Genomic DNA, 22,817 nt, shown 5'->3' with positions numbered 1-22,817 from the left:
CCACATCGTGACTAACGATCTAAATCATGAGGCTGACCGAATCTATGAAATCTATCACAAACGATGGCGCATAGAGGAGTATCACAAATCAATAAAGCAAAATGCTAGCCTTGAGAAGTCACCCACCAAAATTGCTCGCTCTCAAAGAAATCCTATTTTTTCATCCTTTATCGCTTATTGCAAGCTTGAATTTCTTAAAATTAAAACCTTACTTAATCACTTTGCTTTAAAATATAAGTTAATCCTTAAAGCCAATCAGATGGCCTATCAAGAACTGCAAAATTTACAAAGGAGTTTTATGCCTGCGTAAGGTGAGTTCCTAATAATCGTTCCACAGGTTTACTTGCGTAAAATTGTGCTTCTAAATATAAGGGACGTGAAGTAAAACCTAACCCATTGATGACCATCAATTTGATGCATTCTCCTGTTGTTATAATAGCTCGGGGATCAGGGGGAATGAGCTGATCTATCATGCTCACTAAATTGATCTCGTCACACATAGCAGAAACAATCCCTAAGTGGTCAAGATCTTTGCTACTATACTCTTCCATCGCTTATATCCTCTCTTTCTTTGCTTTGAGAGGAACAAGCTTAGTTTTTTCTTGAAAAAAACTTAAGTCAATTTACCAAAATAATAAAAAAATTATCCAACCATTGTTTTAACCTGCGGAATGTGGGATACATCATCCATTGCTCAAGAAAATTTGGCATAGTATTCAGAGGAATTCATAAGCTTATCAAGCTCTTCTAAATTATCCATTTCTATCTTATAAAGCCAACCCTCCTTTTCAGGCGAGGTATTTACTAGGTCTGGTACCGAAGACAGAGCAGGGTTAACTTCTGTAATGGTGCCTGAAACAGGGGAATAGATATCCGTAGCAGCTTTAGTAGATTCAAGAACAACAGCTTCTTCGCCAGCCTTTACTTTTTTGCCAATTCTCGGCAATTCTACATAGACGATCTCGCCCAATTCTTTCTGTGCATGCTTAGAAATGCCTACAGTTCCCACGCGATCTGTAACTTTAATCCATTCATGCGTATCAGCAAATTTCATTTTTTCTCCTAGAAAAAAGCCATTTTTATAATTTTAATTTGCACTAAGTTAAGGAGGTTACCTTTTTACCGCATTTCCCAACTTTAAATCTTTATAACTTGCACGATCTTTTAAGCGGCATCCCTATAATAAAAATGTTAGATCATTGAACAATCTCTACTTTCCTAATCCCCCAGGGGTCCCTCCTAGCTAGCTCGGATTTATGCTTATGGCGAAATGGGTTCCTTTTTAGCATTTATTTAAAGAATCCTATGTCGCCATGGATAGTTTAGAAAACGTGGTTTTGCCTTTACTTGACCAAGCTTAAGCTGCTCCATAAGGAAGGTTGTTGTTCGATTTGAAAGTCACGAGTGACCACCGAAAAATGTTGGGGAGAATCATTTTTGCGATTAACTCTATAAGTAAACCCTAAGCGATCGAATTGCTCGGGATCATAGCCGATTAAGCAATGGCTAGGGATAGAAATTTTGAGTGTATAACTTTGAGAAGAAAGCTGGCTGCTGACTTTCAACTCTTTGGAATCGCAAAGTTCATGCTTATCTTCCGTTCTAAAGCGTGTCATTTCACCCGCTTGGATGCCATCAACAGCTTCTGGTAAAAAGAAAAAATGATGGCAAAAGCGTGTGTTAAATCCGGATGTTTTCACATCCCGAGTATCAATCATCAATTCGACACTATCGCCTCGGCTTATATCAGGATGATAAGCTTGCTTAAATGGCTGTGAGACTACTACTAAGCACTCCAGACCTTGCTCATTCCATCCTAAGGAAACTTTAGCAAAATGCTCTTCCCCACAAAGATAGCTAGTATCTGCTAGCAAATACTTCTGGCCGCTAATACCTTTAGGAGCATAATGACAATCACCTTTCAATTGAAAAAAATTAACTGGTGATAATGAGAATGATTCTTCTTCAAACATATATCTTTAATTTAAGCCGCTTTAAAGAAAAACTTTAAGAACCTTTTAGCCATTGCTTCAGCCTGCCTGCTTGGCTTTTAGGAGTCCTAATGAATTTTCTTTAAAGCATTTAATTTTTATTCTTCTTTAGCTTTATTCATGTAATCAAGTGACAAAGCTTTCTTTTCTTTAAGCAGCTGCAGCAATTTTTGCATATAGATACGCTGTCCCTCAGCAGAGAGGACATTATACAATTGATGTACTTTGGGCCCAGCCGCTGCGCTAGCGGAAGCTTCTCTTTTTTCCAGGTGGAAAAAATTGATATCTCCATTTCCAGGGGTATTGACTTGGCTCCATGCCCCCACTTGCATAGCAAAAATTTCATAAGCATCCAAATCACTGTTTAAGTCGCTACGTAAGCCGCGATAAGGTGTTTGGATTAACTTCCATTGATTCTCTAAAGGCTGGCGTTTCGCTAGCTTCTCTGAAGGCGCTTCCTGAGCGGTATAAATCCACTTTTGCGTATTAGAAGGATCTTTTTCCAAGCTAGCGCGAACCTCACGCATGTAAGCATATAAACGCAAGGAAGCCAAGTAATCTCCTAAAAAAATAGAAGGTGCCGGCTGAGGAGCTGTAGCTTTCCTATAATCTGTTTCAATAGCTTTACGTATTTTTGCAAAATATTGATCTGCTACAAGATCCTGGACATCTGCTAAAGGTTTCCAAGAGCCATCAGTTTTTCTATAGTGTGAAGGCTCCTTCTCGCGAATTTTTACATAATAAGCTTCTAACTCTTTCTGCAGTAAGGGCTCTAATACATCTTGCTGCTCTGCTTCAGCAAAGGTCATAATTTCTTGCTCAGAACCCCGATCAATAACCTTTATACAATAGTAGGTGAGATTATCAGGAGAGTACTGCATAAGCTTTTCTGCTGCTGAATTGATAGCTTCTCCTTGCAAAGAAGCTTGCTCTAATAGCTGTATAAGTTCTGGCCGTTTTTCTCCCACAGCAAAGGCTACTTTGCCGCCTTTAATGCCAATTGATACCTCGCTTTTCTTAACAGCGGCCTTCTCTAATGCTTGCTTTATCCATTCAGGATGTAGATCAACGATGGCAGTGCGAGCAAAAGCATCCACTAGCCCTCTGGTTTTATCGTCTAAACTATCTAAAGCTAAGAAGCGTTCCTCGCGGGTGGCCCCTTTTCTAATCCCTAATTCTGGAAATTTCTTTTTTAATATCTCCCAATTGTGCTCTTCAACTTCCCAATCCCAGGTATCTTTAATGCTGACTTTAGCTTGAAGATCTCTTTTATTTAATTGTGCTACCTCCAGAATATAGCGCTTATGAAGCAATTCGGGAAATTTTTTAGCTAGGGCTTCTGTTGTTAAAAATTTAGTCGGTAACATTAAAAGGTTCATTGTATCTTCTGGTCGCTGGCTGACGGCGTTAAGATAAATTTCTAGCTTTTGCAGTTTGCGATAACTATCCATGCGCAAACTTTCCGGTAATTGAAAAATTTGCCCTATCACTCCTTCCTTGGTATATTCTTGAAGTTTTGTGATGCTAAATGGATCTACGACTAGCGCATTACCAATATCATGGAAAAGACGGCGAAATAACAAAACATCTCGCCAAACTTTTATTGCTTTATTTTGGTCCATTCCCATCCGGCGTAGCTGCTCATCGAAGTATTGCTGAAGGTTAGCTACTCCTAAATTAGGGTTGTTTATATTTTCCTCATAACTTTTGGCAGCATGTTGCATCAACTCCGCTAAAGCTTCTTTTTTCGAAACACTGTAGCCTTTTTGTTCAGCTATCTTAGCACTATTGAGAATGAATTGAGCAATAAGACGCACAAAACGAGGACCAAACCAATCTTCTGCCGTATGGTATCCAAAAAGAGAAAGGTCTTGATAATCAAGATTATCATCGGGAGGCAGCCAAGAATACTGTCTTTCTTGATAGCGTAAAACTTGCCTTAATAAGGGGGCTGGAAATTGCTTTTCTTGTAGGAACAAACTTATACGCGCTTGCAATGCCTCCCTCTCCACGGGATTAGTAGTGGCCTGCAAAGAATTATAATTAGCCTTCATCTGAGGAGCAAAGTAAGACCAGGCGGACTCGACATTGATAAATCCGGCTTGCGGATGACGGTAAAGAGAAAAGCGTTTTTCTTTTTCAGACCGCGCTCTTAAATCTTTTGCCAGCTCATCAGAATAGTGTGATGCCAACATCAATCCCATTCCACTTTCTAAGAAATCTTTATATATAACCCCATCATTTAAGAAATTAGGCCCCCAAACTCCTCCTAAAAGAAGTTTATCATGCCTATCGGTGCTAATAAAATTAGATAGCTCATCCAGCTCTAAACGTTTTACCGCAGTACCATCTATGGCGGTAAAAACCGTTTGCTCATGGGGATATTCGATGTTAAGCGTGTTAAAAGTGCCGAAGAAAGAAAATGAAATGACAATCATTACCGTAATGACAATGAAGAAATAACGCTGATGCTTTCGTAAAAATTCTAACATGATTATGGCTATCTCCTTAAAAATCAGAAAGAGAAGATCCTAACAAAAAAGCTGCTTTCTCTCAAAGGATATCTCTTTTCTTCTTTTTAATTAGGTAGGGGCCCTCACCTAATTTTCTTAATTACTAACTTTTTTGAAATTAGCCCTACAGAGAGGAGAATTTAAAGAAGACTCAATTCATAGGCAGGTAGGAATATTTTTTTAACCTCTTAAAACATACTATAAGAGAAGCTTCTTATTCTCAATATTTACCCTGCTATAAACATGCTTATTTTCTGACCGCGTATGAAACACGAAAGCATGATCCGAGCTAATGCTCAGTTCATTAAAAATCTCTCTATATTCCCGCTCATTCTTTTTTAACAAGTTTTTTCAAATTGTAGAACCAGTAAATGTTTTAGCTGGTGGCGAATCTCTTCTAATTGGTTAGCATTAGCCCCTTCTTCTAAAGCATAGCTATAACTTTTCATCGCTTCCCACACCTCCGTTCCTTTTTTTAGCACAGCTTTAAGCAATGACTCATCAGGCAAAGCAATAGATAAAGTACCTTGATGTAAAAAGCCCTCACGGGTACGCCGTTGTGCCGCCCCACCGATCTTTTTACCCTCAACCATGACATCATAAATGGTAGGCTTTGCCATGCAAAAATGACGGCAAAGCTCATCGGTAGAAAGAGGTTCGATCTTTAAAAAAGCAGTAACAATTTCATTTTTAAATGCTTTTACCGCCTCGGCCACCTGCTGGTTCACCCAAGCATAATTATCAAGCGTGTTTAAAGAATAGCAGGGATGTTTAGCAGGTATGATCACTGAGAAAGCTAGATCGGTTAAATGGAAAACTATTCCCCCTCCTGTCGGCCTTCGCCCTAACTGCAGTCCATGCTTTTGCATTCCTGCAACATCTAAAAAAAGCAAGGGATTAATAAAATATCCATAAGTCGCACAAGGGCCCTGCCAGCCATAAAAACGCAGGATAGGATTTGCCGTGCACCCAATATTTTGCAAAAGTTTTAAATCCTTATCCATATTGTTTTGAGCAGTATCAACGGCGTCCTGAAGAATGGTCCACTTCATTTTTTAAGCCTGTACTTTAATTTCAAAATTTTAATAGAGAAAGATTTAGCAATTTATTAACTTCGGATAATAAGAGGATTGAGCTTATCGGATAATCTATCGCCGAAAACATATCCTCGATGTTTTAAACTATGCGTATGGGGATCTTGATCATTTAACACATAGATTGATCTTGGCTCAGCATAAGCAATCATCAAATAACGTCCCCCTTTCGCATGGGAAAGATAACTCAAATCAAGAGGAAGATCGGACTTAAAGAAAACCCCATTGCCCAATGTTTGGGGAAGAATAACAGGCGGAATTTCAAGCGATAATGAAGGTTGCAAACAAATAACAAGGCCACACACTAAGGGCTGCACACAACTTTTATCTTGGAGAGAACCTACACTTTGTAAAAATTGATTGTAAAGAGCATTTGCGTTTACGTTAGCTTGCCCCGATTGACCGACAAGCAACTGATCATACCCTATACGTAGCCCTCGTGCTTCCATCAATTCCAGAGCAATTTCTGCCAAGCGTCGATTTAGCACCTGTTTCTGGATTCGCTCATCTTTTCGATAAAGGTCGTGCCCGCAAAGAAATATATCTTCAGCATTTTGCAATTGCAGAGCAATATTTTTAAAAGTTAGAGAAAGAAGGTCATCAATTGCCGTATTAAGCTGTTGAATTTGCTCTAAGGAAAAAAGACCATCAAACTCAATGGTCCCATGTTTGTAGAAATAATCTCTATGAGATTTATCGGTGGCTAGTTTCATTATGTTTAAAATTTGGGTTAGATGTTTGCAAAGTCTAGACAAAAGAATAACATAAAAAACAGTTAATTATCTTGAGAAATATACTTTTTTTCAATAGCCGCTTGTAGCAAAAATTAAAGATTTACTAAAAGCTACCCTAAAAATAAAAAGTGGAGTAAAATTTAACCTATGAACGCCTACCATGAACTCATAAAACGTGCTACCGAGATAGAGCATAAGATTGGTTATACCTTTAAAGACCGAACTTTATTAGCTTTAGCTTTTGTTCATCGATCTTACGTTAACGAAAACAAAGAAGTGGGGAAGCACAATGAACGCTTAGAGTTTTTAGGAGATTCGGTTCTAGGCATGCTCATTGCAGACTATCTTTATCGCTACCTACCCTCCACCTCGGAGGGTGAACTCTCTGTTCTTCGTTCCCGTTTAGTAGAAGCCAGCTCCTGTTTTAATTATGTGCAAAAGTATGATTTAGGCCAGTATTTACTTTTAGGAAAGGGCGAAAGAATGAATGATGGGCGAGGACGTGAATCTATTTTAGCAGACTTATTTGAAGCGATTATTGGAGCCATTTACTTAGATGGAGGCTTAGAAGTCACCAAGCAATTTTTATTTAAAAATTTTTCTGCGGAAATCGAAGCTATATTAAAGATGCCTCTGCGCAATTTCAAAGCCCTTTTTCAAGATTACTGCCAGAAGAACTTTCAACAAACCCCTACTTATAAAGTTCTAGGTGAGGAAGGACCTGATCACAGTAAAATTTTCAAAATATGTGTGATGGTTCATGATCAAGCTAAAGGATATGGACACGGCTCCTCTAAAAAAGAAGCTCAGCAAGCTGCTGCTGCAGATGCACTCGCTCACTATCGCGTTATTGCTATTTAAAAAAATTAAAGAGGCTTAAATAGTTTATGGCTGCTAAACAAAAAAGCGCCTGGTATTGCTCTGAATGTGGCCACAAGCAATATAAGTGGACCGGCCAATGCCCTCAATGTACTTCTTGGAATTCCATGCATGAGGAAGTAGAGGTAGTAGGCGCCAAAACACGCTTTGAAGCTCAACAGCCTATACGCACTAGTAGGCCCGTACGCTTAAAAGAAGTTTCTCATAAAGAAACACCCCGCATCCGCACCTTACTTCATGAATTTGATCGTTTAATTGGTGGGGGTCTCGTCCCTGGTTCTCTTTCTTTAGTCGGTGGAGACCCTGGAATTGGAAAATCCACTCTTCTATTGCAGATTTCTCAGGCACTAGCTATGCAAGGCTCTATTATTTTGTATGTTTGCGGAGAAGAGTCTGTGGAGCAAACCTCGATGCGTGCGCAACGTTTAAGGATCGATAGCGAAAATTTGTTCCTTTTAAGTGAAACCAATTTTTCCGCTATCAAGGCACACATCGATCAGATAAAGCCCGACGTTTTAATTATTGATTCCATCCAAATTGTTTATAAAGGCGAAATTTCTTCAGCACCTGGATCAGTTTCACAAGTACGCGAAACGACTACAGAGTTTATGCATATCGCCAAAGGACACCAGATTGCCACTTTTTTAATTGGCCATGTAACTAAATCTGGCGAAATAGCAGGCCCTCGAGTTTTAGAACACTTAGTAGACACTGTGCTCTATTTTGAAGGAGATAAACAGAATAATTATCGTATGATTCGTGTAGTGAAAAATCGCTTTGGCCCTACGGATGAAATTGCCGTATTCCAAATGCAACAGGCGGGCTTAGTGGAGGTGCCTAATCCTTCACAAGTCTTCTTAGAAGAACGTCGCAAAGAGGCGATTGGCTCTGTGATTATTCCTACTATAGAGGGAACACGCGCTATCTTAATAGAAACCCAAGCTTTGGTTACCGAAACTTTCTTTAGTACCCCTTCTCGCCGCTGTACAGGAATTGATCAAAATCGGCTAGCCTTGTTATTAGCAGTTTTAGAAAAACGTATGGGCTACCAATTACATAGATGTGATGTATTTGTTTCCATTGCGGGCGGCATGCGTATTACAGAACCAGGCATTGATCTGGGTGTTTTATTATCTGTAGCCTCTTCTATGCGTAATCTACAAGTAGATGCTGAAACTGCCGTAGTTGGTGAGGTTGGTTTGGGAGGAGAGATTCGGAGTGTGACCCGCATAGAGAGCAGGCTTAAAGAAGCTATTCATATGGGCTTTCAACACTGTCTAATCCCTAAAAGAAATATTAAAGGTATTCCTCCAGAGATTTCCCAAAAAATCGGCATCATTGGCGTTGAGTTTGTAGAAGAAGCTGTCCAACAATTGATTAGATAAATCGTGCACTTAAAATTTTTAATAGATAGTATTTGCCTATATAGAGATCAGCGATTCAAGGGAAAAATTATGCAAAGCTTGTCAATTAAAGTAGGTGCGCGTTCTTCTGCCTTATCTAAAGCTCAGGTTAAAGAAGTTTATCAAGAACTTTGCCGCCATCATGCCCATCTCATATTTGAAAATATTTACCTTGAAACAACAGGTGATAAAGATCGTCTCACTTCGCTGCGCCACATGGGTAAGACAGATTTCTTTACAAAGGAAATTGATCTTCTCCTTCTAACCCAACAGTGTCGTTTAGCTATACACTCAGCTAAAGATCTTCCCGATCCCCTTCCTGCAGGCCTAGTGCTCGCAGCTATTACTCATGGAGTAAACCCTGCAGATGTATTAGTGCTAAGGCCGGGACAAACTCTTGAGGATCTTCCTCCAGGAGCCTGTATTGCCACCTCCTCTCTACGTCGTGAAGAAAGAGTAAAAGAATTACGTAAAGACCTAACTTTTTGCGATTTAAGAGGAACTATTCCCGAAAGATTGAAGTTGCTTGAAAAAGGACAAGCTGATGGCGTAGTCGTAGCTGAAGCAGCTTTAATTCGTCTTAATCTTACCCATCTAAATCGCATTAAGCTACCAGGGGAAACTGTGCCTTATCAAGGACAATTAGCCCTCATATGCCGAGAAGATGATACGGAAATAATTGAGCTAATGAGCTGTTTAGATAGCCGCAAGCCACAGCCGCAAATCCTTTATCTGGGTATAGATCTTCCCGAACAACACAAAAAAAGCATTAACTTTATTCATTATCCTATCATTTGCATTCACCCACGCGCCTCCCACGAAACTGATATTCAAAAAAGCTTTCAAGATTTTTTATCTTACACTCACTTAATTTTTACTAGCAAAAGTGCAGTGCATATTTTTTTTAAACTCTTTTCTCATTATGGATATAAAATCCATCATTTACATAATAAAGAAGCCATTTGCGTCGGCTCTCAGACAGCCAAAGCTTTTGCAAGCTATGCCACCCTTTCTCCTTTAACTCCTCCTGTAGAAACGGCTGAAGGCATGGTAGATTTTTTGCAAAGTTTATCCCTCGCCAATCCTTATTTTTTTTGGCCCCATTCTGCTCTTTCGCGCTCCGTCCTTGCCGATTTTTTTATCCAGCAAAAATGGCGTTTTCGTGCATGTATTCTCTACGATACTTTCCTTAATAAAAATTTGCGACCTCTAGATTTAACCCTTATTGAGGAAATTCATTTCACCAGCCCTTCTACAGTCAATGCTTTTATAGAGAAATTTGGTAGCCTTCCTAAAGACAAAAGGCTTAAAGCTATTGGACCTATCACGCAGCAGCATCTAATGCAGCGATTAAATTTTTCTTAAGCTTTTTAGAAGGCTAAAGAAATGAGTAAGTTAAGATGCATGAATTTCCTACTTCCCCCTTACTCCATATAATTTTGCCCCTTTAATCCCATCCATGTTTTTTTAAGGCTTCACTCTCCTTTTACGCTTTCAAAATAAAGTTGCTCAAAAAAAGAAAAAAAAGTAAATTTTCTGTAAAGATCTAAGTTAAACCCTTAATTATTAGACACAAGCAATCTTAAAATTAGCAACCTGCTTTAATACTTTTAGGAGGTTATATGATGCCATCCGTTTCTTTCTCTAACACCCAACCAAATTTTCGACTTGCTGTCTCAGAAAATATAGAAGACGCGGTCTCAGGAAAGCTGATGACTCGAGCAGTTACAGTATTTCCTTGCGGTCATACTCTTAATGAAGATACTGTCATTCAATGCTTAGCCCGCAATAAACTTTGTCCTCTTGATAGCCAACTTATAGAGAGGCATACACCCAACCCTACTATCAGGCTCCACGCTCAAATTGCTGAGACCGAGTTTTTATCAGAATTTTTTAGAGAGCGCTATATTGCCCTTTTGATCCATCTTTTAAATGAACCTTCTATTAAAGCAATTCCTTCCCTGGCTAGCTTATTAGAAAATCAATCCAAAACTTTAATGAGCCAACTCGGTGAACAGCTAACCCAAGAAGAAATGATAAATTATAAGTGGACAAAGAATTTATTAGATGAAAATAAAAAAGTTAGACTATTTGTCTTCAAAAGGCTGCAACAGCCTTACCAAAGCTCCCTTTCCACCTCTTCTTTATCTGGCACCTCGAACGAAAGTGGATGCTACCCTCATCCATCCGTGTCTCCCCTTTCCATGTCCTCGCTTTACAGCGCAATCCTCATGATTCATTTTCCTGGTAGAGATGAAAGTCTTATAGAACAGGCTCCTATTTTAAATAAGATCTATGAAATTGAGCCTAACCTTTCTACAGAGGAAAAAGTGGCCCATATCTTTCAAAAAATTTTTACCTTAGCAGCTTTTTTTTCTCCACCAGAAGTTGAAAGAAATAGTAGAGAAAGCAAAACCTTTACCCTTTCTAATTACTGCTACTACTTATTAAATATTAGTCGCCTATCACTCTGGCATCACCTACCAGGAGGGGCAGAGTACTTAAACAAGCCCCAGATTAAGATCTTATCTTTAAAGAAAAAAGGAGAGATATTAATTCAATGGATAGAAGAACACTTTGTAGCTATTGATTACTTAAATTTAAGTTGTTCAGGCTTTATGTGCTTGCCGCCAGAGATCGGGCAGCTTTCCCAGCTGCGGCAACTTTACTTGCAAGATAACCAGCTAACTACTCTTCCAGCGGCTATCGGCCAGCTCTCCCAGCTACAACGGCTCTATTTATACAACAACTATTTAAATACTCTGCCTGAAACCGTCGGGCAACTTTCCCAATTGAAAGAGCTTTTTTTATCGAATAATAGATTAAGTGCACTTCCTGAAAGTATTGGGCAACTTTGCCAATTGCAATACCTTTTTTTATCCACTAATCAATTAAGAGCTCTTCCTAAAACTATTGGGCAGCTCTCTCAACTGAGACTGCTTTACTTAGATAACAACCAGCTAACATCTCTTCCTGAAGTCATAAGCCAGTTTTCTCAACTTCAGCAGCTGAACTTAAGCAATAACCCTTTTACTACTATTCCTCCGTTTCTTAAGAGCGAAGAAATCGTCCTACATAAAAAGTGTTATTTAGTTTCCCTTCAAGAGGATAGATAAGTAACGGTAGCTCAAAAAGCCTAATCCATTTATTTTCGAAAAAAACTATAAAATACTTCCAAATATTTACTTAAAAACTATTCCTTTCATTTGAGCTTGCCATTTATCTACTGTAGAGCCACGGAGCATGCATAGAAGGTCCATGCAACAATGAAAAAGTAAAAGCTTAACAATTCGCTTATCTTTTACCTCCAACTTTAATATTCTCAAATCCTTAATTTTATAAGCCTTTTTTATAAGAATGAAAATTGTGCTTAAACCTTGTCAAAATTACTTTCATAGGACAAAATGTAGATTCACATTTTTTTCAAACTTCAAGGAGCTTTTTTATGGCCTTCAAATATCAACTTCCCCCTCTACCCTATGATTTTGGCGATTTAGAACCTGTCATTAGTGCAGAAATCATGAACTTACATTACACTAAGCACCATCAAACGTATGTCAACAATCTCAATAAGGCTCTTGAGCAGTATGAAGAAGCCCAAATAAAAGCCGAGAAATCCAACGATCCTACCGATTTAATTGCTCTGCAATCTGCTATTAAATTTAATGGCGGTGGACACATTAATCATAGCATTTTTTGGACAAATCTAGCACCTAAGAACCAAGGCGGCGGTACAGTACCCAATGGTGAGTTACAAAATGCCGTTAAAAAAGATTTTGAGTCATGGGAAAAATTCATTGAAGAGTTTAGCGCCCGCACGGTGGCAATTCAGGGTTCTGGATGGGGATGGCTGGGCTATTGCAAGCAACACCATCGCTTGCAAATTACCACGTGTGAAAACCAGGATCCCTTATCTCCTAAAGGTTTGATTCCTCTGCTCGGCATTGACGTCTGGGAACATGCCTATTATCTCCAGTATAAAAACGTAAGAGCCGAATATGTGAAAAATATTTGGGATATTGTTAATTGGAAAAATGTCGAAGAGCTTTATAAACTAGCCAGTGCCCCTAAAACCAACTGATTTGAATTTTAAGCCAGAAAGAAAATTTTCCCTTTCTGGCTTTCTTTTTCTTCCACTATTTTCACTCAGAAAACTGCTTGTTTGCAAGATTTAGATTGAATTGCAAAGCTTTTTCCTCTATAGTTTCTTTTTCTACTTCATTATTAAGAGAGTTAAATAATGGGATTATTCTCAAGGAATAAACCTAAAATAAAAATTCAAACAACCAAAAAAGATGGGTATAGCGGATGGCTAAAATGTACACATTGCCATGAACTTATCCACGCGAATGAGTTGCAGCAAAACATGAATTGCTGTCCTAAATGTGAATACCATTACCGTCTAACCACCGAAGAGCGAATTAAAAATCTTAGCGACGAAAATTCTTTTCAAGAAATGTATAACGATTTAGAGCCGGTAGATGCATTAAATTTCGTAGATACGGAAACTTATCCCAAGCGTTTAGCAAGTGCTCGAGAAAAATCAGGGCATAACGAAGCAGCTATAGTAGGCACGTGTAGAATTAATGGCAACCTAGTAGCTTTAGGGATATTGGATTTTAATTTTATGGCAGGATCCATGGGCTCGGTAGTAGGTGAAAAGCTGACTCTCTTAATGGAATATGCATTAGCCCACAGAATACCCCTTCTTATTGTCTCTACTTCTGGCGGGGCTCGCATGCAAGAATCGATCCTCTCCCTCATGCAAATGGCTAAAACATCGGCAGCACTTGCCAAGCTTCACGAAGCTAAAATCCCTTATATTTCTGTTTTAACTAATCCGACTACAGGTGGAGTAACGGCTTCCTTTGCCTCTTTAGGAGATATTATTATGGCAGAACCTAATGCCTTGATTTGCTTTGCCGGTCCGCGAGTAATTGAGCAGGTTATTGGGCAGCAGCTGCCGCCGGGCGCTCAAAAGTCGGAATTTCTTCTCCATCATGGGATGATCGATTGCATTGTTAATCGGCAAGAGTTAAAGCATAAAATTTCTGAAGTTCTTTACTTTCTTACCAATAACGAAGAAAACAACCATAAAGACGAGCATTCTTTTCTTGCTTATCCTTCTTTAAATAATCTTACTAAAGCCGATCAACCTTGTAGGTAATCTTTATGAACCCTGGCCTTTCTGTTGAAGTTCTCGTTTTATCACCTGACGTTAGCTGGTTACCTCAGTATGTTTCTTCTGGTGCTGCAGGTGCCGACGTTAGAGCTTATCTTAAAGAACCTTTGGTTCTTGCTGCCGGAGCCTCTTGCTTAATTCCTACTGGTCTACGAATGGCTATTCCTCAAGGATATGAAATCCAAGTAAGACCTCGCAGTGGCTTAGCTTTAAAAAACCAAGTGACTGTTCTTAATACTCCCGGTACAATTGATGCCGATTACAGAGGTGAAATAGGAATTATTCTTATTAACCATGGTAAGCAAGATTTTATAGTTACACCTGGCATGCGTATCGCCCAATTTGTTCTGGCGCCTGTAACAGTAGGAAACTTTATCTTGTCCGAAAAGCTTACAGACACTGCTCGCGGTGAGGGTGGCTTCGGTCATACAGGAAGCCATTAATCAGAGCTAAACTGCTCTTACCTGTCAAAGGTATAAGCTATGAATAGAAAAAAATGCTTGCGTAAATGTAGAGCTTTTTCCGTGCAATAACCGTCTCTAGGGTAAATAATGATGATCAAAATTTCAAAGTATTTGGACTCTCGAAATATTCTTTTTATGTCAGCTGAAGATCGCGATGAAGCCCTCCATACTATAGTAGAAAATCTTCATCAAAATCGTTTTTTACATGACAAAGAGGCTTTTTACCAAGCTATTCTTGAAAGAGAAAAAGTTGTTTCCACAGGCATTGGCATGGGAGTTGCTATTCCTCATGCTAAGCTAAAAGGATATGAAAGCTTTTTTATTGCTATTGGCATCCTGCAAAAAGGAGTGGATTGGAATTCTTTAGATGGCAGTCCAGTACGCATCATTATAATGATTGGCGGCCCTGATGACAAACAAACCGAGTATCTTCAAATCCTTTCTGCACTAACAATTGCCGTTAAAGATGAAAATAGAAGAAAAAAAATGTTAACATTGAATTCGGCAGAAGCTATTATGACTTTGTTTAAAGGATTTTAAATGCGGAGGTGAGGGTGGACTTAAAAATCAAAGATGTAGCCGATTTATTAAATGTTTCTGAAAAAACCATTTGTCGTTGGTTAAACGAGGGAAAAATCCCTTCTTACCAGATTAACCAGCAACATCTCTTTAACCGCAATGAAATTGAAGATTGGGTTTTAAGTCAAAAAATCCCTGAAGCTTCCTTTGACCATCCTACCGCTATTCCTGATCCTTCTCCTATCAAAGGTGGTATTAAGCAATTTAGCCTTTATCGCGCTTTACATAAAGGTGATGTGTTAATCGATATTATGGGGGACACTAAAGAAGAAGTTATTCGCCAGACAATGCAAAGGATGGCCAAAAGTTTGAATTTAGACGCAGAAGGTATCTCTCATCTTCTTTTGGATCGTGAAAAGCTTCAACCTACCGCTTTAAATAATGGGATAGGCATTCCCCATACTCGTGATTTTCTTCTTAACGCCCATTATGATGTAGTCGTCGTAGCCTATTCCAAAAATCCTATCGATTACGGTGCTCTGGATGGTAAGCCCGTTCACACTCTCTTTTTTCTTTTTGCCTGTGATGATAAGCGTCACTTACACTTACTCGCCAAAATTGCTCATCTGGTTAACCACCCTAATACATTGGAATTCTTGCAGAGCAAGCCTCCTAAAGAAGAATTTTTGAATTACATTAAAAATTTTGAATCGTCTATTAAATAGTTTGGCATGATTTAAAGGGTGTCTATTGCTTAAACAAGATTTTGAGAGCGTTGTTTCTCCTAATTGCTATAATTTCTTTACGCCTAAATCATTATAAAGCTCTTAATTTCTTGCAAAGTTGACTATGAAACCAATCAAGCTAGATAATCAACAAGGCCGTCTTTTTAAACCCCGCTTTAGCGATGAACTCACTCTAGATCATCCTCTTATCCAGCTATCCAAATTGATTGAATGGAAGCAGCTGGAAGAAGAGTTTGATAAGCTGTTTGTAGAAAAGATGGGACAGCCCGCTAAACCTGTAAGGCTAGTTGTAGGGCTCTTTATCTTGCAGCATACGTATGGGCTTTCGGATGCAAATGTGGTGCATCGATGGGTAGAAAATCCTTATTGGCAATACTTTTGTGGGTATGAGTTTTGGCATCATGCGCTGCCTATCCATCCTACTTCTTTAATCAATACTACTACGTTAAATTTAAGAGGAATCAAAAAATAGCCTTTTAGATGAGTCGTGAATAGCTTGGTAAAAAAAGGTAAATGGTAACCTCGACTTTGACAGTTATTTTCTAAGTAGATAATTATTAAAGGATTATATTCAAAAATTCAGGCACAACATAGGGGGTTGAAACGTAGTAGTACTAAGTAAATTTTCACATCTTGCTCAAACCATTGATTACTCTTTTTTAAGTATATGTTAATAATAAGAAATATGAAATGTAAATTACTATATTTGCGACTTAGTTAGCTTTCTTATAGTGAAAGGTATGTTGGCAATCTGGGTGTGGTCCAGATTCAGCTCTTGCAATTGAGTCAACTGCCCTATCTCAGCGGGAAGAGTGGTAAGCTAATTATGGTCTAAGGTAAGCACTTGAAGCTGAGTTAATTGCCCTATCTCGGCAGGAATAGTGGTAAGTTGATTATGGTCTAAGGTAAGGAATTTTAGCTGAAACAGGCGGTCTATCTCTGCAAAAAGAGCGGTAAGCTGGTTGTTATCTAAAGTAAGCTTTTGCAACTGAAAAAGCCATCTCATGTCTGCAGGAAGAGTAGTCAGTTGGTTATGATCTAGGGTGAGCGCTTGTAAATGAAATAGCTTCCCTATCTGTATAGGAAGAGAGATGAGTTGATTATATTCTAAAGCAAGTCTTTCAAGGTCAAATAAGTGTTCTATTTCGGCAGGAAGGGTTGTGAGTAGGTTATGGTGTAGGGTAAGCACCCGTAGCTTAAATAACTTTCCTATCTGAGAAGGAAGAACATAGAGTTGATTATATTCTAAGCTAAGTTCGTATAGTTTAGATAAACGTCCTATTTCGCTAGGAAGAGAAGTAATTAGGTTATTGTTTATGTAAAGATTTTGTAGTTCAGATAGTTGACCTATCTCGATAGGAAGAAAGCTAAGTTGGTTATGGCCTAAGGCAAGCTCTTGCAGCTGAGAGAAGCGTCCTATTTCGAGAGGAAGGGAAGTAAGTAGATTGTGGCTTACGTAAAGCCTTTTTAGTTCCAGCAACTGGCCTACTTCGGCAGGAAGAGAAGTAATTAGGTTGTTATTTATGTAAAGGTTTTGTAGTCCAGATAGCTGACCTATCTGGGCAGGAAGAGAGCTAAGTCGGTTATGGCCTAAGACAAGCTCTTGTAACTGAGAGAAGCGTCCTATCTCGTAAGGAAGGGAGTTAAGTAGATTGTGGCTTACACAAAGCCTTTTTAGTTCCAGCAACTGGCCTACTTCGGCAGGAAGAGATCTAAGTCGGTTATGGCCTAAAACAAGCTCTTGCAACTGAGATAAGCATCCTATTTCGTGAGGAAGGGAAGTAAGTAGATTATGGCTTACGCCCAGCCTTTTTAGTTCCAGCAACTGGCCTACTTCGGCAGGAAGAGAAGTAAGCAGGTTGTTATTTATGTAAAGGTTTTGTAGTCCAGATAGCTGGCCTATCTGGGCAGGAAGAGAGCTAAGTTGGTTATGGTCTAAGGCAAGCTCTTGCAGCTGAGATAAGCGTCCTATTTCGTGAGGAAGGGAAGTAAGTAGATTGTTGCTTACGTAAAGATCTTGTAGTTCAGATAGCTGGCCTACTTCGACAGGAAGAGAAATAAGTAGGTTGTTATTTATATAAAGGTTTTGTAGCCCAGATAGCCGGCCTATCTCGGCAGGAAGAGAGCTAAGTTGGTTATGGTCTAAGGCAAGCTCTTGCAGCTGAGATAAGCGTCCTATTTCGTGAGGAAGGGAGGTAAGTAGATTGTTGCTTACGTAAAGCCTTTCTAGATCCAGCAACTGATCTACTTCGACAGGAAAAGCAGCTAGTTTATTGTACTTTAAAGAGAGCAGTTGTAAATACGTCAGTTGACCTATCTCAACCGGAAGAACGGTAAGCTGATTATGGTCTAAGGTAAGCATTTGAAGCTGAGTTAATTGTCCTACTTCGGCAGGAAGAGTGGTAAGCTGATTATGATCAAGGTTAAGGATTGTTAAGCGGGATAGATTGCCTATCTCGGTAGGAAGATTAGTGAGTTGATTATAAGCTAGTATGAGCTCCTGTAGCTGAGGCAATAGGCCTATCTCGGCAGGGATAGTGGTAAGTTGATTATGGTCTAGGGTAAGGAATTTTAGCTGAAACAGGCGGTCTATCTCTGCAAAAAGAGCGGTAAGCTGGTTGTTATCTAAAGTAAGCTTTTGCAACTGAAAAAGCCATCTCATGTCTGCAGGAAGAGTAGTCAGTTGGTTATGATCTAGGGTGAGCGCTTGTAAATGAAATAGCTTTCCTATCTGTATAGGAAGAGAGATGAGTTGATTATATTCTAAAGCAAGTCTTTCAAGGTCAAATAAGTGTTCAATTTCAGCGGGAAGGGTTGTGAGTAGGTTATGGTGTAGGGTAAGCACCCGTAGCTTAAATAACTTTCCTATCTGAGAAGGAAGAACATGGAGTTGATTATATTCTAAGCTAAGTTCGTATAGTTTAGATAAACGTCCTATTTCGCTAGGAAGAGAAGTGAGTAGATTATTGTTTATGTAAAGGTTTTGTAGTTCAGATAGTTGACCTATCTCGGCAGGAAGAGAGCTAAGTTGGTTATGGCCTAAGACAAGCTCTTGCAAATGAGAGAAGCGTCCTATTTCGTGAGGAAGGGAAGTAAGTAGATTGTTGCTTACGTAAAGCTCTTGTAGTTCAGATAGCTGGCCTATCTCGGCAGGAAGAGAGCTAAGTTGGTTATGGTCTAAGACAAGCTCTTGCAACTGAGATAAGTGTCCTATTTCGTGAGGAAGAGAGGTAAGTAGATTGTTGCTTACGTAAAGCCTTTTTAGTTCCAGCCACTGGCCTACCTCGGCAGGAAGAGAAGCAAGTAGGTTGTTATTTATGTAAAGGTTTTGTAGTCCAGATAGCTGACCTATCTCGGCAGGAAGAGATCTAAGTCGGTTATGGTCTAAGGCAAGCTCTTGCAGCTGAGATAAACGTCCTACTTCGCGAGGAAGGGAAGTAAGTAGATTGTTGCTTACGTAAAGATCTTGTAGTTCAGATAGCTGACCTATCTCGGCAGGAAGAGAGCTAAGTTGATTATGATCTAAGACAAGCTCTTGCAACTGAGATAAGCGTCCTATTTCGTGAGGAAAGAAGGTAAGTAGATTGTGGCTTACGTAAAGCCTTTCTAGATCCAGCAACTGACCTACTTCAGCAGGAAGAGAAGTAAGCAGGTTGTTATTTATGCAAAGGTGTTGTAGTTCAGATAGCTGGCCTATCTCGGCAGGAAGAGAGCTAAGTTGGTTATGGTCTAAGGCAAGCTCTTGCAGCTGAGATAAACATCCTATTTCGCTAGGAAGGGAAGAGATTAGATTATTGTTTATGCAAAGGTTTTGCAGTTCAGATAGCTGGCCTATCTCGGCAGGAAGAGAGCTAAGTTGATTATGATCTAAGACAAGCTCTTGCAACAGAGATAAACATCCTATTTTGCGAGGAAGAACTGCTATCTGATTGTTGTCTAAGTAAAGGCCTTGCAGTTGAGACAGTTGATCGATTTCGGCAGGAAGAGCAGCTAGTTTATTGTACTTTAAAGAGAGCAGCTGCAACTGAGACAACTGCCCGATCTCTGCAGGAAGAGTAGTGAGCTGATTTTGGTCTAAATTAAGCACTTGCAACTGAGGTAACTGTCCTATTTCTATAGGAAGAGTAATGAGTTGATTGGAGCTTAAATAAAGCTTTTGCAGCTGAGATAGCTGCCCGATCTCTGTAGGAAGAATAGTGAGCTGGTTTTGATCCAAGATAAGCGTTTGTAGCTGAGGAAACAAGCCTATTTCAGAAGGTAAATAAGTCATACCATTTTTTTTTAGGGCTATATGTTTGATATCGATGCCATATCTTTCAATCCATGCTCTAAAAAGCTCTCCTTTTTTTTCTAAAGATAAAGCTTTAATTTCTTCTTTTTCTAAATATTCTCCTCCTCCGCCCAGTTCTTTCCACATTAAGAGGCGGTTGATATTTACAAGGTAAAAACAGTAATTAGCGAGGGTAAAATATTTCTTTTCCTCGGTTTTCCATTTGAATTCTAAAGGAGAAAGAGATTTAGCTAATATAAAAGTTTGCTTAAAAATTTTATCTACCTTTTTTACAAGAGGCAGCCGAGTATCTAATTCATAAATTTTATCTATGATAAGAGCCTGCTCAGTAACATTTCCGTTAGGGAAATGAATGTTACCTATCTTTCTATACAGGGGAGGGATCACTTTATCAGATAGAAGATCATGCCAGCGGGAGCAAATGCTAAATAAAGAGGGGTGAGGGCAGCGCTCAAGGATAGAGGCTAAAACTTCATTGGGCAAATGCCCAAGAGTAATAGGAGGGATAAAGGGGTTCATTTTTTACCGCCTAGTAATTATTAAAAGATTCAAATTAGCTTATCTTGAAAAGGCACAATCATCAACAAAATATTTAGTTCGACATGATTTAAAGGGTGTTTCATGCTTGAAAAATATTTTGAGAGCATTTTTTCTCCCCAGTTACTATGATTTTTTACGCATAAATCCTTATAAAGCTCTTAATTTCTTGCAAAGTTGATTATGAAACCAATCAAGCTAGATAATCAACAAGGCCGCCTTTTTAAATCCCGCTTTAGCGATGAGCTTAATCCAAATCATCCTCTTATCCAGCTATCCAAATTGATTGAATGGAAGCAGCTGGAAGAAGAGTTTGATAAGCTGTTTGTAGAAAGCCAGCCCGCTATGCCTGTAAAGCTAGTTGTAGGGCTCTTTATCTTGCAACATATGTATGGCTTTTTGATGAAAAAGTGGTGTATCGATGGGTAGAAAATCCTTATGGGCAATACTTTTGCGGGTATGAATTTTGGCATCATGCGTTGTCTATCCATCCTACTTCTTTAATTAAATGGGGGTCTAGGTTAGGAGAAGCTGGACTTAGCAAGGTTTTACAAGGGACAATTACAGCAGCTGTCTTGACCGGCGCCGTAAAAAAACCTTAAAAAGGTCATTGCCGATACAATAGTGATGCCTAAAGCTATCGCTTTTTTTCCTTATTATTGATAAAGCTGCGACAAGGTTAGCTTTTACTTGAATAAGTCTTCCACTGCTTGCAACACAGCCTTTGTATAACCTTTATAGTTATAAATAAGATCGTCGACGGTGATTTCATAGGGAAAATCTGGTGTAACACCAAGATTTTCAAGCGGTCGATCGCCTGTGCGATAGAATATAGAGCCGGTGTAAGAAAAGCTAGCAATGCCAAAAAGGTTAGGATATTCGTGCTCTAAAACAAATCCTCCGGCGCCTGCTGTCGGCGAGCCAAAAACCTTCGCGCGCTGGTTATCTTGTAAAATGGCTGGAAAAAGATCAGCGCATGAAAAATCTAAAGAATTTACTAAAATTAGGATAGGTTTATTGTAATGAGTATGCGGATTAGATGAAACAGAAGTAATTCCATAATAGTGGAGAGGCTGAGTAAATGTTCGTCCTGCGTTCCATTCATCAATAATGGTCTGAAAAAAAGCGGTAATCCCCTCAGTATTGTCACGAGAAATTAGAAAATTCGGAATATTATCGATCAAATCATTAAGTATATTGTGATGGTTATTTACCATCTTCAAAGCTTTAGCGACATCTTGCTGAGTAATGGTAAGCCGTTCCAGAGGTAATTCAAGAGAATATTCACTGAGTAGAGAGAGCAAAGAGAGCAGATAGGCTAATGATCCTCCCGGATTGTTAAGTTGATCGATAACCAATGCATCTGTCTCGTTTTGAAAGTGCTGGATGATTGTCTCTAACTCCTTATATTCATTTTCACTAGCAGCATAGGTAGGGATACGTAGGTAGCCAATCTTTTTATGATTAGTTGTTTGAAAAATATAAGAATAGTAATGTAAAGAAGTAGCTCTCCATAGCACCTCCCCTAATTCTGGGACGAAACTTTGATAGCGCCCCAGTACTATATAATCGCTTTCGCTATTACCTTCTTCCAACAAGCCCCAATTTTCTTTTTTAAATTTATTAATAGATTTTTTGGCTACTTCCATTTGCCTATGTAAGGGAGTGATCATCTCTTTATCAAAAAAACCCAGACCTTTTTTCATAGAACATATCTCTCCGAAGCATGTAGAGTAAAAGCTAGCTGAAGGAGAATGATTTGTAATGTGTTCAGGCACGTATAGCCATTCAGGTGTATAAGTATTTATTTGATTCGCATGATGATGTCTAATAGTAATAGGCACGCTTCCCTGCTCCACTTCGTAGCCCATGCTGGCTAAGCGCAATGTTAGATATTGCTCAGCCAAACGCTGATCGGTCGCGGTTAAAGCTTTTCCAAAAGATTTCAAGCTAAATTTCTTAAAGTATTCATCAATTGGCATATTTCCAAATGCTAATACTTCATCGCCTATCTGCATATTCGCAAGCATATCTGCAAGGCTTGAATCCATTTTTGCATAACTTTGAGAATTTTTTGGTAGCCAAGCAACAAAATATCTTCCCTCTGCTCCTTCTAGCCGGAAGGGCAAAAAAGACATTTCTGTGGCATAAAAGTCTATTTTTACATGGTAATCTTGCATGGAGTTAAAAAAATTCAGCAAGATCTTTTGATAATCATGAAGGGATAAGCTACTTCTTCTCAACACTTCATCCTTAGCTGCTTGTGCTTCTATCTCTAAATCCCAGCCTATATAGTTTTTTTTCCATTCAGCCGGTGCATATTTTGAGGCTAATATACTTTTTATAAGGTCAATATTTCCTAGCATTTTAGCGCGATAAGCCTCGGATGCTAAGAGAGTAGACCCTAGATAAAAAAATAAAAAACTATATAAAGCCGCAAGGAAGATTTTGTTAATCATTAATC

21 protein-coding genes are annotated in these 22,817 nt (G+C 39.0%); 13 read left to right on the top strand and 8 right to left on the bottom strand.

The annotated features are described in order from the left end of the window. A partial coding sequence (locus tag NEOC95_RS03385) for a transposase (protein WP_213151605.1) occupies positions 1 to 310 on the top strand: 310 nt, incomplete at its 5' end. Here NEOC95_RS03385 and NEOC95_RS03380 read toward each other — a convergent pair. The 6 genes from NEOC95_RS03380 to NEOC95_RS03355 all read right to left on the bottom strand — a co-directional run bounded on the left by NEOC95_RS03380 (position 297) and on the right by NEOC95_RS03355 (position 6,311). Next, complete coding sequence (locus tag NEOC95_RS03380; RefSeq protein WP_213151598.1) at positions 297 to 551, bottom strand: DUF4277 domain-containing protein; 255 nt, start codon at positions 549 to 551, stop codon at positions 297 to 299. The two genes, NEOC95_RS03385 and NEOC95_RS03380, sit on opposite strands and share 14 nt — an antisense overlap. Before the next feature lie 143 nt (positions 552 to 694). Continuing rightward, positions 695 to 1,054 (bottom strand): glycine cleavage system protein GcvH, encoded by a 360-nt coding sequence (gcvH, locus tag NEOC95_RS03375; protein WP_213151596.1) that lies wholly within the window; start codon positions 1,052 to 1,054, stop codon positions 695 to 697. A 289-nt stretch (positions 1,055 to 1,343) separates the two neighbouring features. Then, positions 1,344 to 1,973, bottom strand: coding sequence for a sugar-binding protein (locus NEOC95_RS03370; protein ID WP_213151594.1), 630 nt, complete (start codon positions 1,971 to 1,973; stop codon positions 1,344 to 1,346). Positions 1,974 to 2,089: 116 nt separating this feature from the next. Then, positions 2,090 to 4,483, bottom strand: a complete 2,394-nt coding sequence (locus tag NEOC95_RS03365; protein ID WP_213151593.1) for a hypothetical protein — start codon at positions 4,481 to 4,483, stop codon at positions 2,090 to 2,092. A 359-nt stretch (positions 4,484 to 4,842) separates the two neighbouring features. Next, positions 4,843 to 5,556, bottom strand: coding sequence for a lipoate--protein ligase family protein (locus NEOC95_RS03360; protein WP_213151592.1), 714 nt, complete (start codon positions 5,554 to 5,556; stop codon positions 4,843 to 4,845). A 56-nt stretch (positions 5,557 to 5,612) separates the two neighbouring features. Then, the gene (locus tag NEOC95_RS03355) at positions 5,613 to 6,311 is read right to left on the bottom strand and encodes a hypothetical protein (protein ID WP_166155962.1); all 699 of its coding nucleotides are present in this window, start codon (positions 6,309 to 6,311) and stop codon (positions 5,613 to 5,615) included. A gap of 168 nt (positions 6,312 to 6,479) precedes the next feature. On the opposite strand from NEOC95_RS03355, the gene rnc reads away from it, so the two are divergent. The 10 genes from rnc (at position 6,480) to NEOC95_RS03305 (ending at position 15,997) form a co-directional block, all read left to right on the top strand. Then, positions 6,480 to 7,193 carry a ribonuclease III gene (gene rnc, locus NEOC95_RS03350; protein WP_213151591.1) on the top strand — a complete coding sequence of 238 codons (714 nt, stop codon included), beginning with the start codon at positions 6,480 to 6,482 and terminating at the stop codon, positions 7,191 to 7,193. A 26-nt stretch (positions 7,194 to 7,219) separates the two neighbouring features. Further along, positions 7,220 to 8,596: a DNA repair protein RadA gene (gene radA, locus NEOC95_RS03345; RefSeq protein WP_166155956.1), complete on the top strand. Its 1,377-nt coding sequence runs from the start codon at positions 7,220 to 7,222 to the stop codon at positions 8,594 to 8,596. Positions 8,597 to 8,665: 69 nt separating this feature from the next. Then, positions 8,666 to 9,979, top strand: a complete 1,314-nt coding sequence (gene hemC, locus NEOC95_RS03340) for a hydroxymethylbilane synthase (RefSeq protein WP_213151590.1) — start codon at positions 8,666 to 8,668, stop codon at positions 9,977 to 9,979. A 257-nt stretch (positions 9,980 to 10,236) separates the two neighbouring features. Further along, positions 10,237 to 11,730, top strand: a complete 1,494-nt coding sequence (locus NEOC95_RS03335; RefSeq protein WP_213151589.1) for a leucine-rich repeat domain-containing protein — start codon at positions 10,237 to 10,239, stop codon at positions 11,728 to 11,730. A 329-nt stretch (positions 11,731 to 12,059) separates the two neighbouring features. Next, positions 12,060 to 12,695, top strand: coding sequence for a superoxide dismutase (locus NEOC95_RS03330; RefSeq protein ID WP_213151587.1), 636 nt, complete (start codon positions 12,060 to 12,062; stop codon positions 12,693 to 12,695). A 159-nt stretch (positions 12,696 to 12,854) separates the two neighbouring features. Next, entirely contained in the window at positions 12,855 to 13,781 is a 927-nt protein-coding gene (gene accD / locus NEOC95_RS03325) for an acetyl-CoA carboxylase, carboxyltransferase subunit beta (RefSeq protein ID WP_213151585.1), read from the top strand. A gap of 5 nt (positions 13,782 to 13,786) precedes the next feature. After that, the gene (gene dut, locus NEOC95_RS03320; protein ID WP_166155944.1) at positions 13,787 to 14,239 is read left to right on the top strand and encodes a dUTP diphosphatase; all 453 of its coding nucleotides are present in this window, start codon (positions 13,787 to 13,789) and stop codon (positions 14,237 to 14,239) included. 108 nt (positions 14,240 to 14,347) lie between these two features. Then, complete coding sequence (locus NEOC95_RS03315; RefSeq protein ID WP_349305246.1) at positions 14,348 to 14,800, top strand: PTS sugar transporter subunit IIA; 453 nt, start codon at positions 14,348 to 14,350, stop codon at positions 14,798 to 14,800. A 14-nt stretch (positions 14,801 to 14,814) separates the two neighbouring features. Further along, the gene (locus NEOC95_RS09505) at positions 14,815 to 15,504 is read left to right on the top strand and encodes a PTS sugar transporter subunit IIA (RefSeq protein WP_166155941.1); all 690 of its coding nucleotides are present in this window, start codon (positions 14,815 to 14,817) and stop codon (positions 15,502 to 15,504) included. A 124-nt stretch (positions 15,505 to 15,628) separates the two neighbouring features. Then, complete coding sequence (locus NEOC95_RS03305) at positions 15,629 to 15,997, top strand: transposase (protein ID WP_213151584.1); 369 nt, start codon at positions 15,629 to 15,631, stop codon at positions 15,995 to 15,997. Positions 15,998 to 16,345: 348 nt separating this feature from the next. On the opposite strand, the gene NEOC95_RS03300 is transcribed toward NEOC95_RS03305, so the two are convergent. Further along, entirely contained in the window at positions 16,346 to 20,335 is a 3,990-nt protein-coding gene (locus tag NEOC95_RS03300; protein WP_213151578.1) for a leucine-rich repeat domain-containing protein, read from the bottom strand. Between the two features lie 201 nt (positions 20,336 to 20,536). On the opposite strand from NEOC95_RS03300, the gene NEOC95_RS03295 reads away from it, so the two are divergent. Both NEOC95_RS03295 and NEOC95_RS03290 read left to right on the top strand, forming a co-directional pair. Further along, positions 20,537 to 20,782: a transposase gene (locus tag NEOC95_RS03295; RefSeq protein ID WP_213151575.1), complete on the top strand. Its 246-nt coding sequence runs from the start codon at positions 20,537 to 20,539 to the stop codon at positions 20,780 to 20,782. Continuing rightward, on the top strand, positions 20,764 to 20,955 hold the full coding sequence (locus NEOC95_RS03290; RefSeq protein WP_347566645.1) for a hypothetical protein: 192 nt from the start codon (positions 20,764 to 20,766) through the stop codon (positions 20,953 to 20,955). The genes NEOC95_RS03295 and NEOC95_RS03290 overlap by 19 nt, the downstream gene beginning before the upstream one ends. 84 nt (positions 20,956 to 21,039) lie before the next feature. Here the strand turns inward: NEOC95_RS03290 and NEOC95_RS03285 are convergent, their stop codons facing one another. Beyond that, positions 21,040 to 22,812 carry a protease-like activity factor CPAF gene (locus tag NEOC95_RS03285; protein WP_213151573.1) on the bottom strand — a complete coding sequence of 591 codons (1,773 nt, stop codon included), beginning with the start codon at positions 22,810 to 22,812 and terminating at the stop codon, positions 21,040 to 21,042. Between the last annotated feature and the right edge of the window lie 5 nt (positions 22,813 to 22,817).

Source organism: Neochlamydia sp. AcF95 (genome assembly GCF_018342455.1).
In the GTDB taxonomy this organism is placed as follows: domain Bacteria; phylum Chlamydiota; class Chlamydiia; order Chlamydiales; family Parachlamydiaceae; genus Neochlamydia.
This window is presented reverse-complemented; position numbering and strand designations above follow the sequence as displayed.

Bases quoted from the DNA above. Each gene is read 5' to 3' on its own strand.
- NEOC95_RS03305 (WP_213151584.1), top strand. From the start codon at position 15,629: ATGAAACCAATCAAGCTAGATAATCAACAAGGCCGTCTTTTTAAACCC.
- hemC (WP_213151590.1), top strand. From the start codon at position 8,666: ATGCAAAGCTTGTCAATTAAAGTAGGTGCGCGTTCTTCTGCCTTATCT.
- accD (WP_213151585.1), top strand. From the start codon at position 12,855: ATGGGATTATTCTCAAGGAATAAACCTAAAATAAAAATTCAAACAACC.
- NEOC95_RS03355 (WP_166155962.1), bottom strand. From the start codon at position 6,311: ATGAAACTAGCCACCGATAAATCTCATAGAGATTATTTCTACAAACAT.
- NEOC95_RS03330 (WP_213151587.1), top strand. From the start codon at position 12,060: ATGGCCTTCAAATATCAACTTCCCCCTCTACCCTATGATTTTGGCGAT.
- NEOC95_RS03285 (WP_213151573.1), bottom strand. From the start codon at position 22,812: ATGATTAACAAAATCTTCCTTGCGGCTTTATATAGTTTTTTATTTTTT.
- NEOC95_RS03315 (WP_349305246.1), top strand. From the start codon at position 14,348: ATGATGATCAAAATTTCAAAGTATTTGGACTCTCGAAATATTCTTTTT.
- gcvH (WP_213151596.1), bottom strand. From the start codon at position 1,054: ATGAAATTTGCTGATACGCATGAATGGATTAAAGTTACAGATCGCGTG.
- NEOC95_RS03300 (WP_213151578.1), bottom strand. From the start codon at position 20,335: ATGAACCCCTTTATCCCTCCTATTACTCTTGGGCATTTGCCCAATGAA.
- NEOC95_RS03360 (WP_213151592.1), bottom strand. From the start codon at position 5,556: ATGAAGTGGACCATTCTTCAGGACGCCGTTGATACTGCTCAAAACAAT.
- radA (WP_166155956.1), top strand. From the start codon at position 7,220: ATGGCTGCTAAACAAAAAAGCGCCTGGTATTGCTCTGAATGTGGCCAC.
- NEOC95_RS03365 (WP_213151593.1), bottom strand. From the start codon at position 4,483: ATGTTAGAATTTTTACGAAAGCATCAGCGTTATTTCTTCATTGTCATT.
- dut (WP_166155944.1), top strand. From the start codon at position 13,787: ATGAACCCTGGCCTTTCTGTTGAAGTTCTCGTTTTATCACCTGACGTT.
- NEOC95_RS03295 (WP_213151575.1), top strand. From the start codon at position 20,537: ATGAAACCAATCAAGCTAGATAATCAACAAGGCCGCCTTTTTAAATCC.
- NEOC95_RS03370 (WP_213151594.1), bottom strand. From the start codon at position 1,973: ATGTTTGAAGAAGAATCATTCTCATTATCACCAGTTAATTTTTTTCAA.
- rnc (WP_213151591.1), top strand. From the start codon at position 6,480: ATGAACGCCTACCATGAACTCATAAAACGTGCTACCGAGATAGAGCAT.
- NEOC95_RS03380 (WP_213151598.1), bottom strand. From the start codon at position 551: ATGGAAGAGTATAGTAGCAAAGATCTTGACCACTTAGGGATTGTTTCT.
- NEOC95_RS03335 (WP_213151589.1), top strand. From the start codon at position 10,237: ATGATGCCATCCGTTTCTTTCTCTAACACCCAACCAAATTTTCGACTT.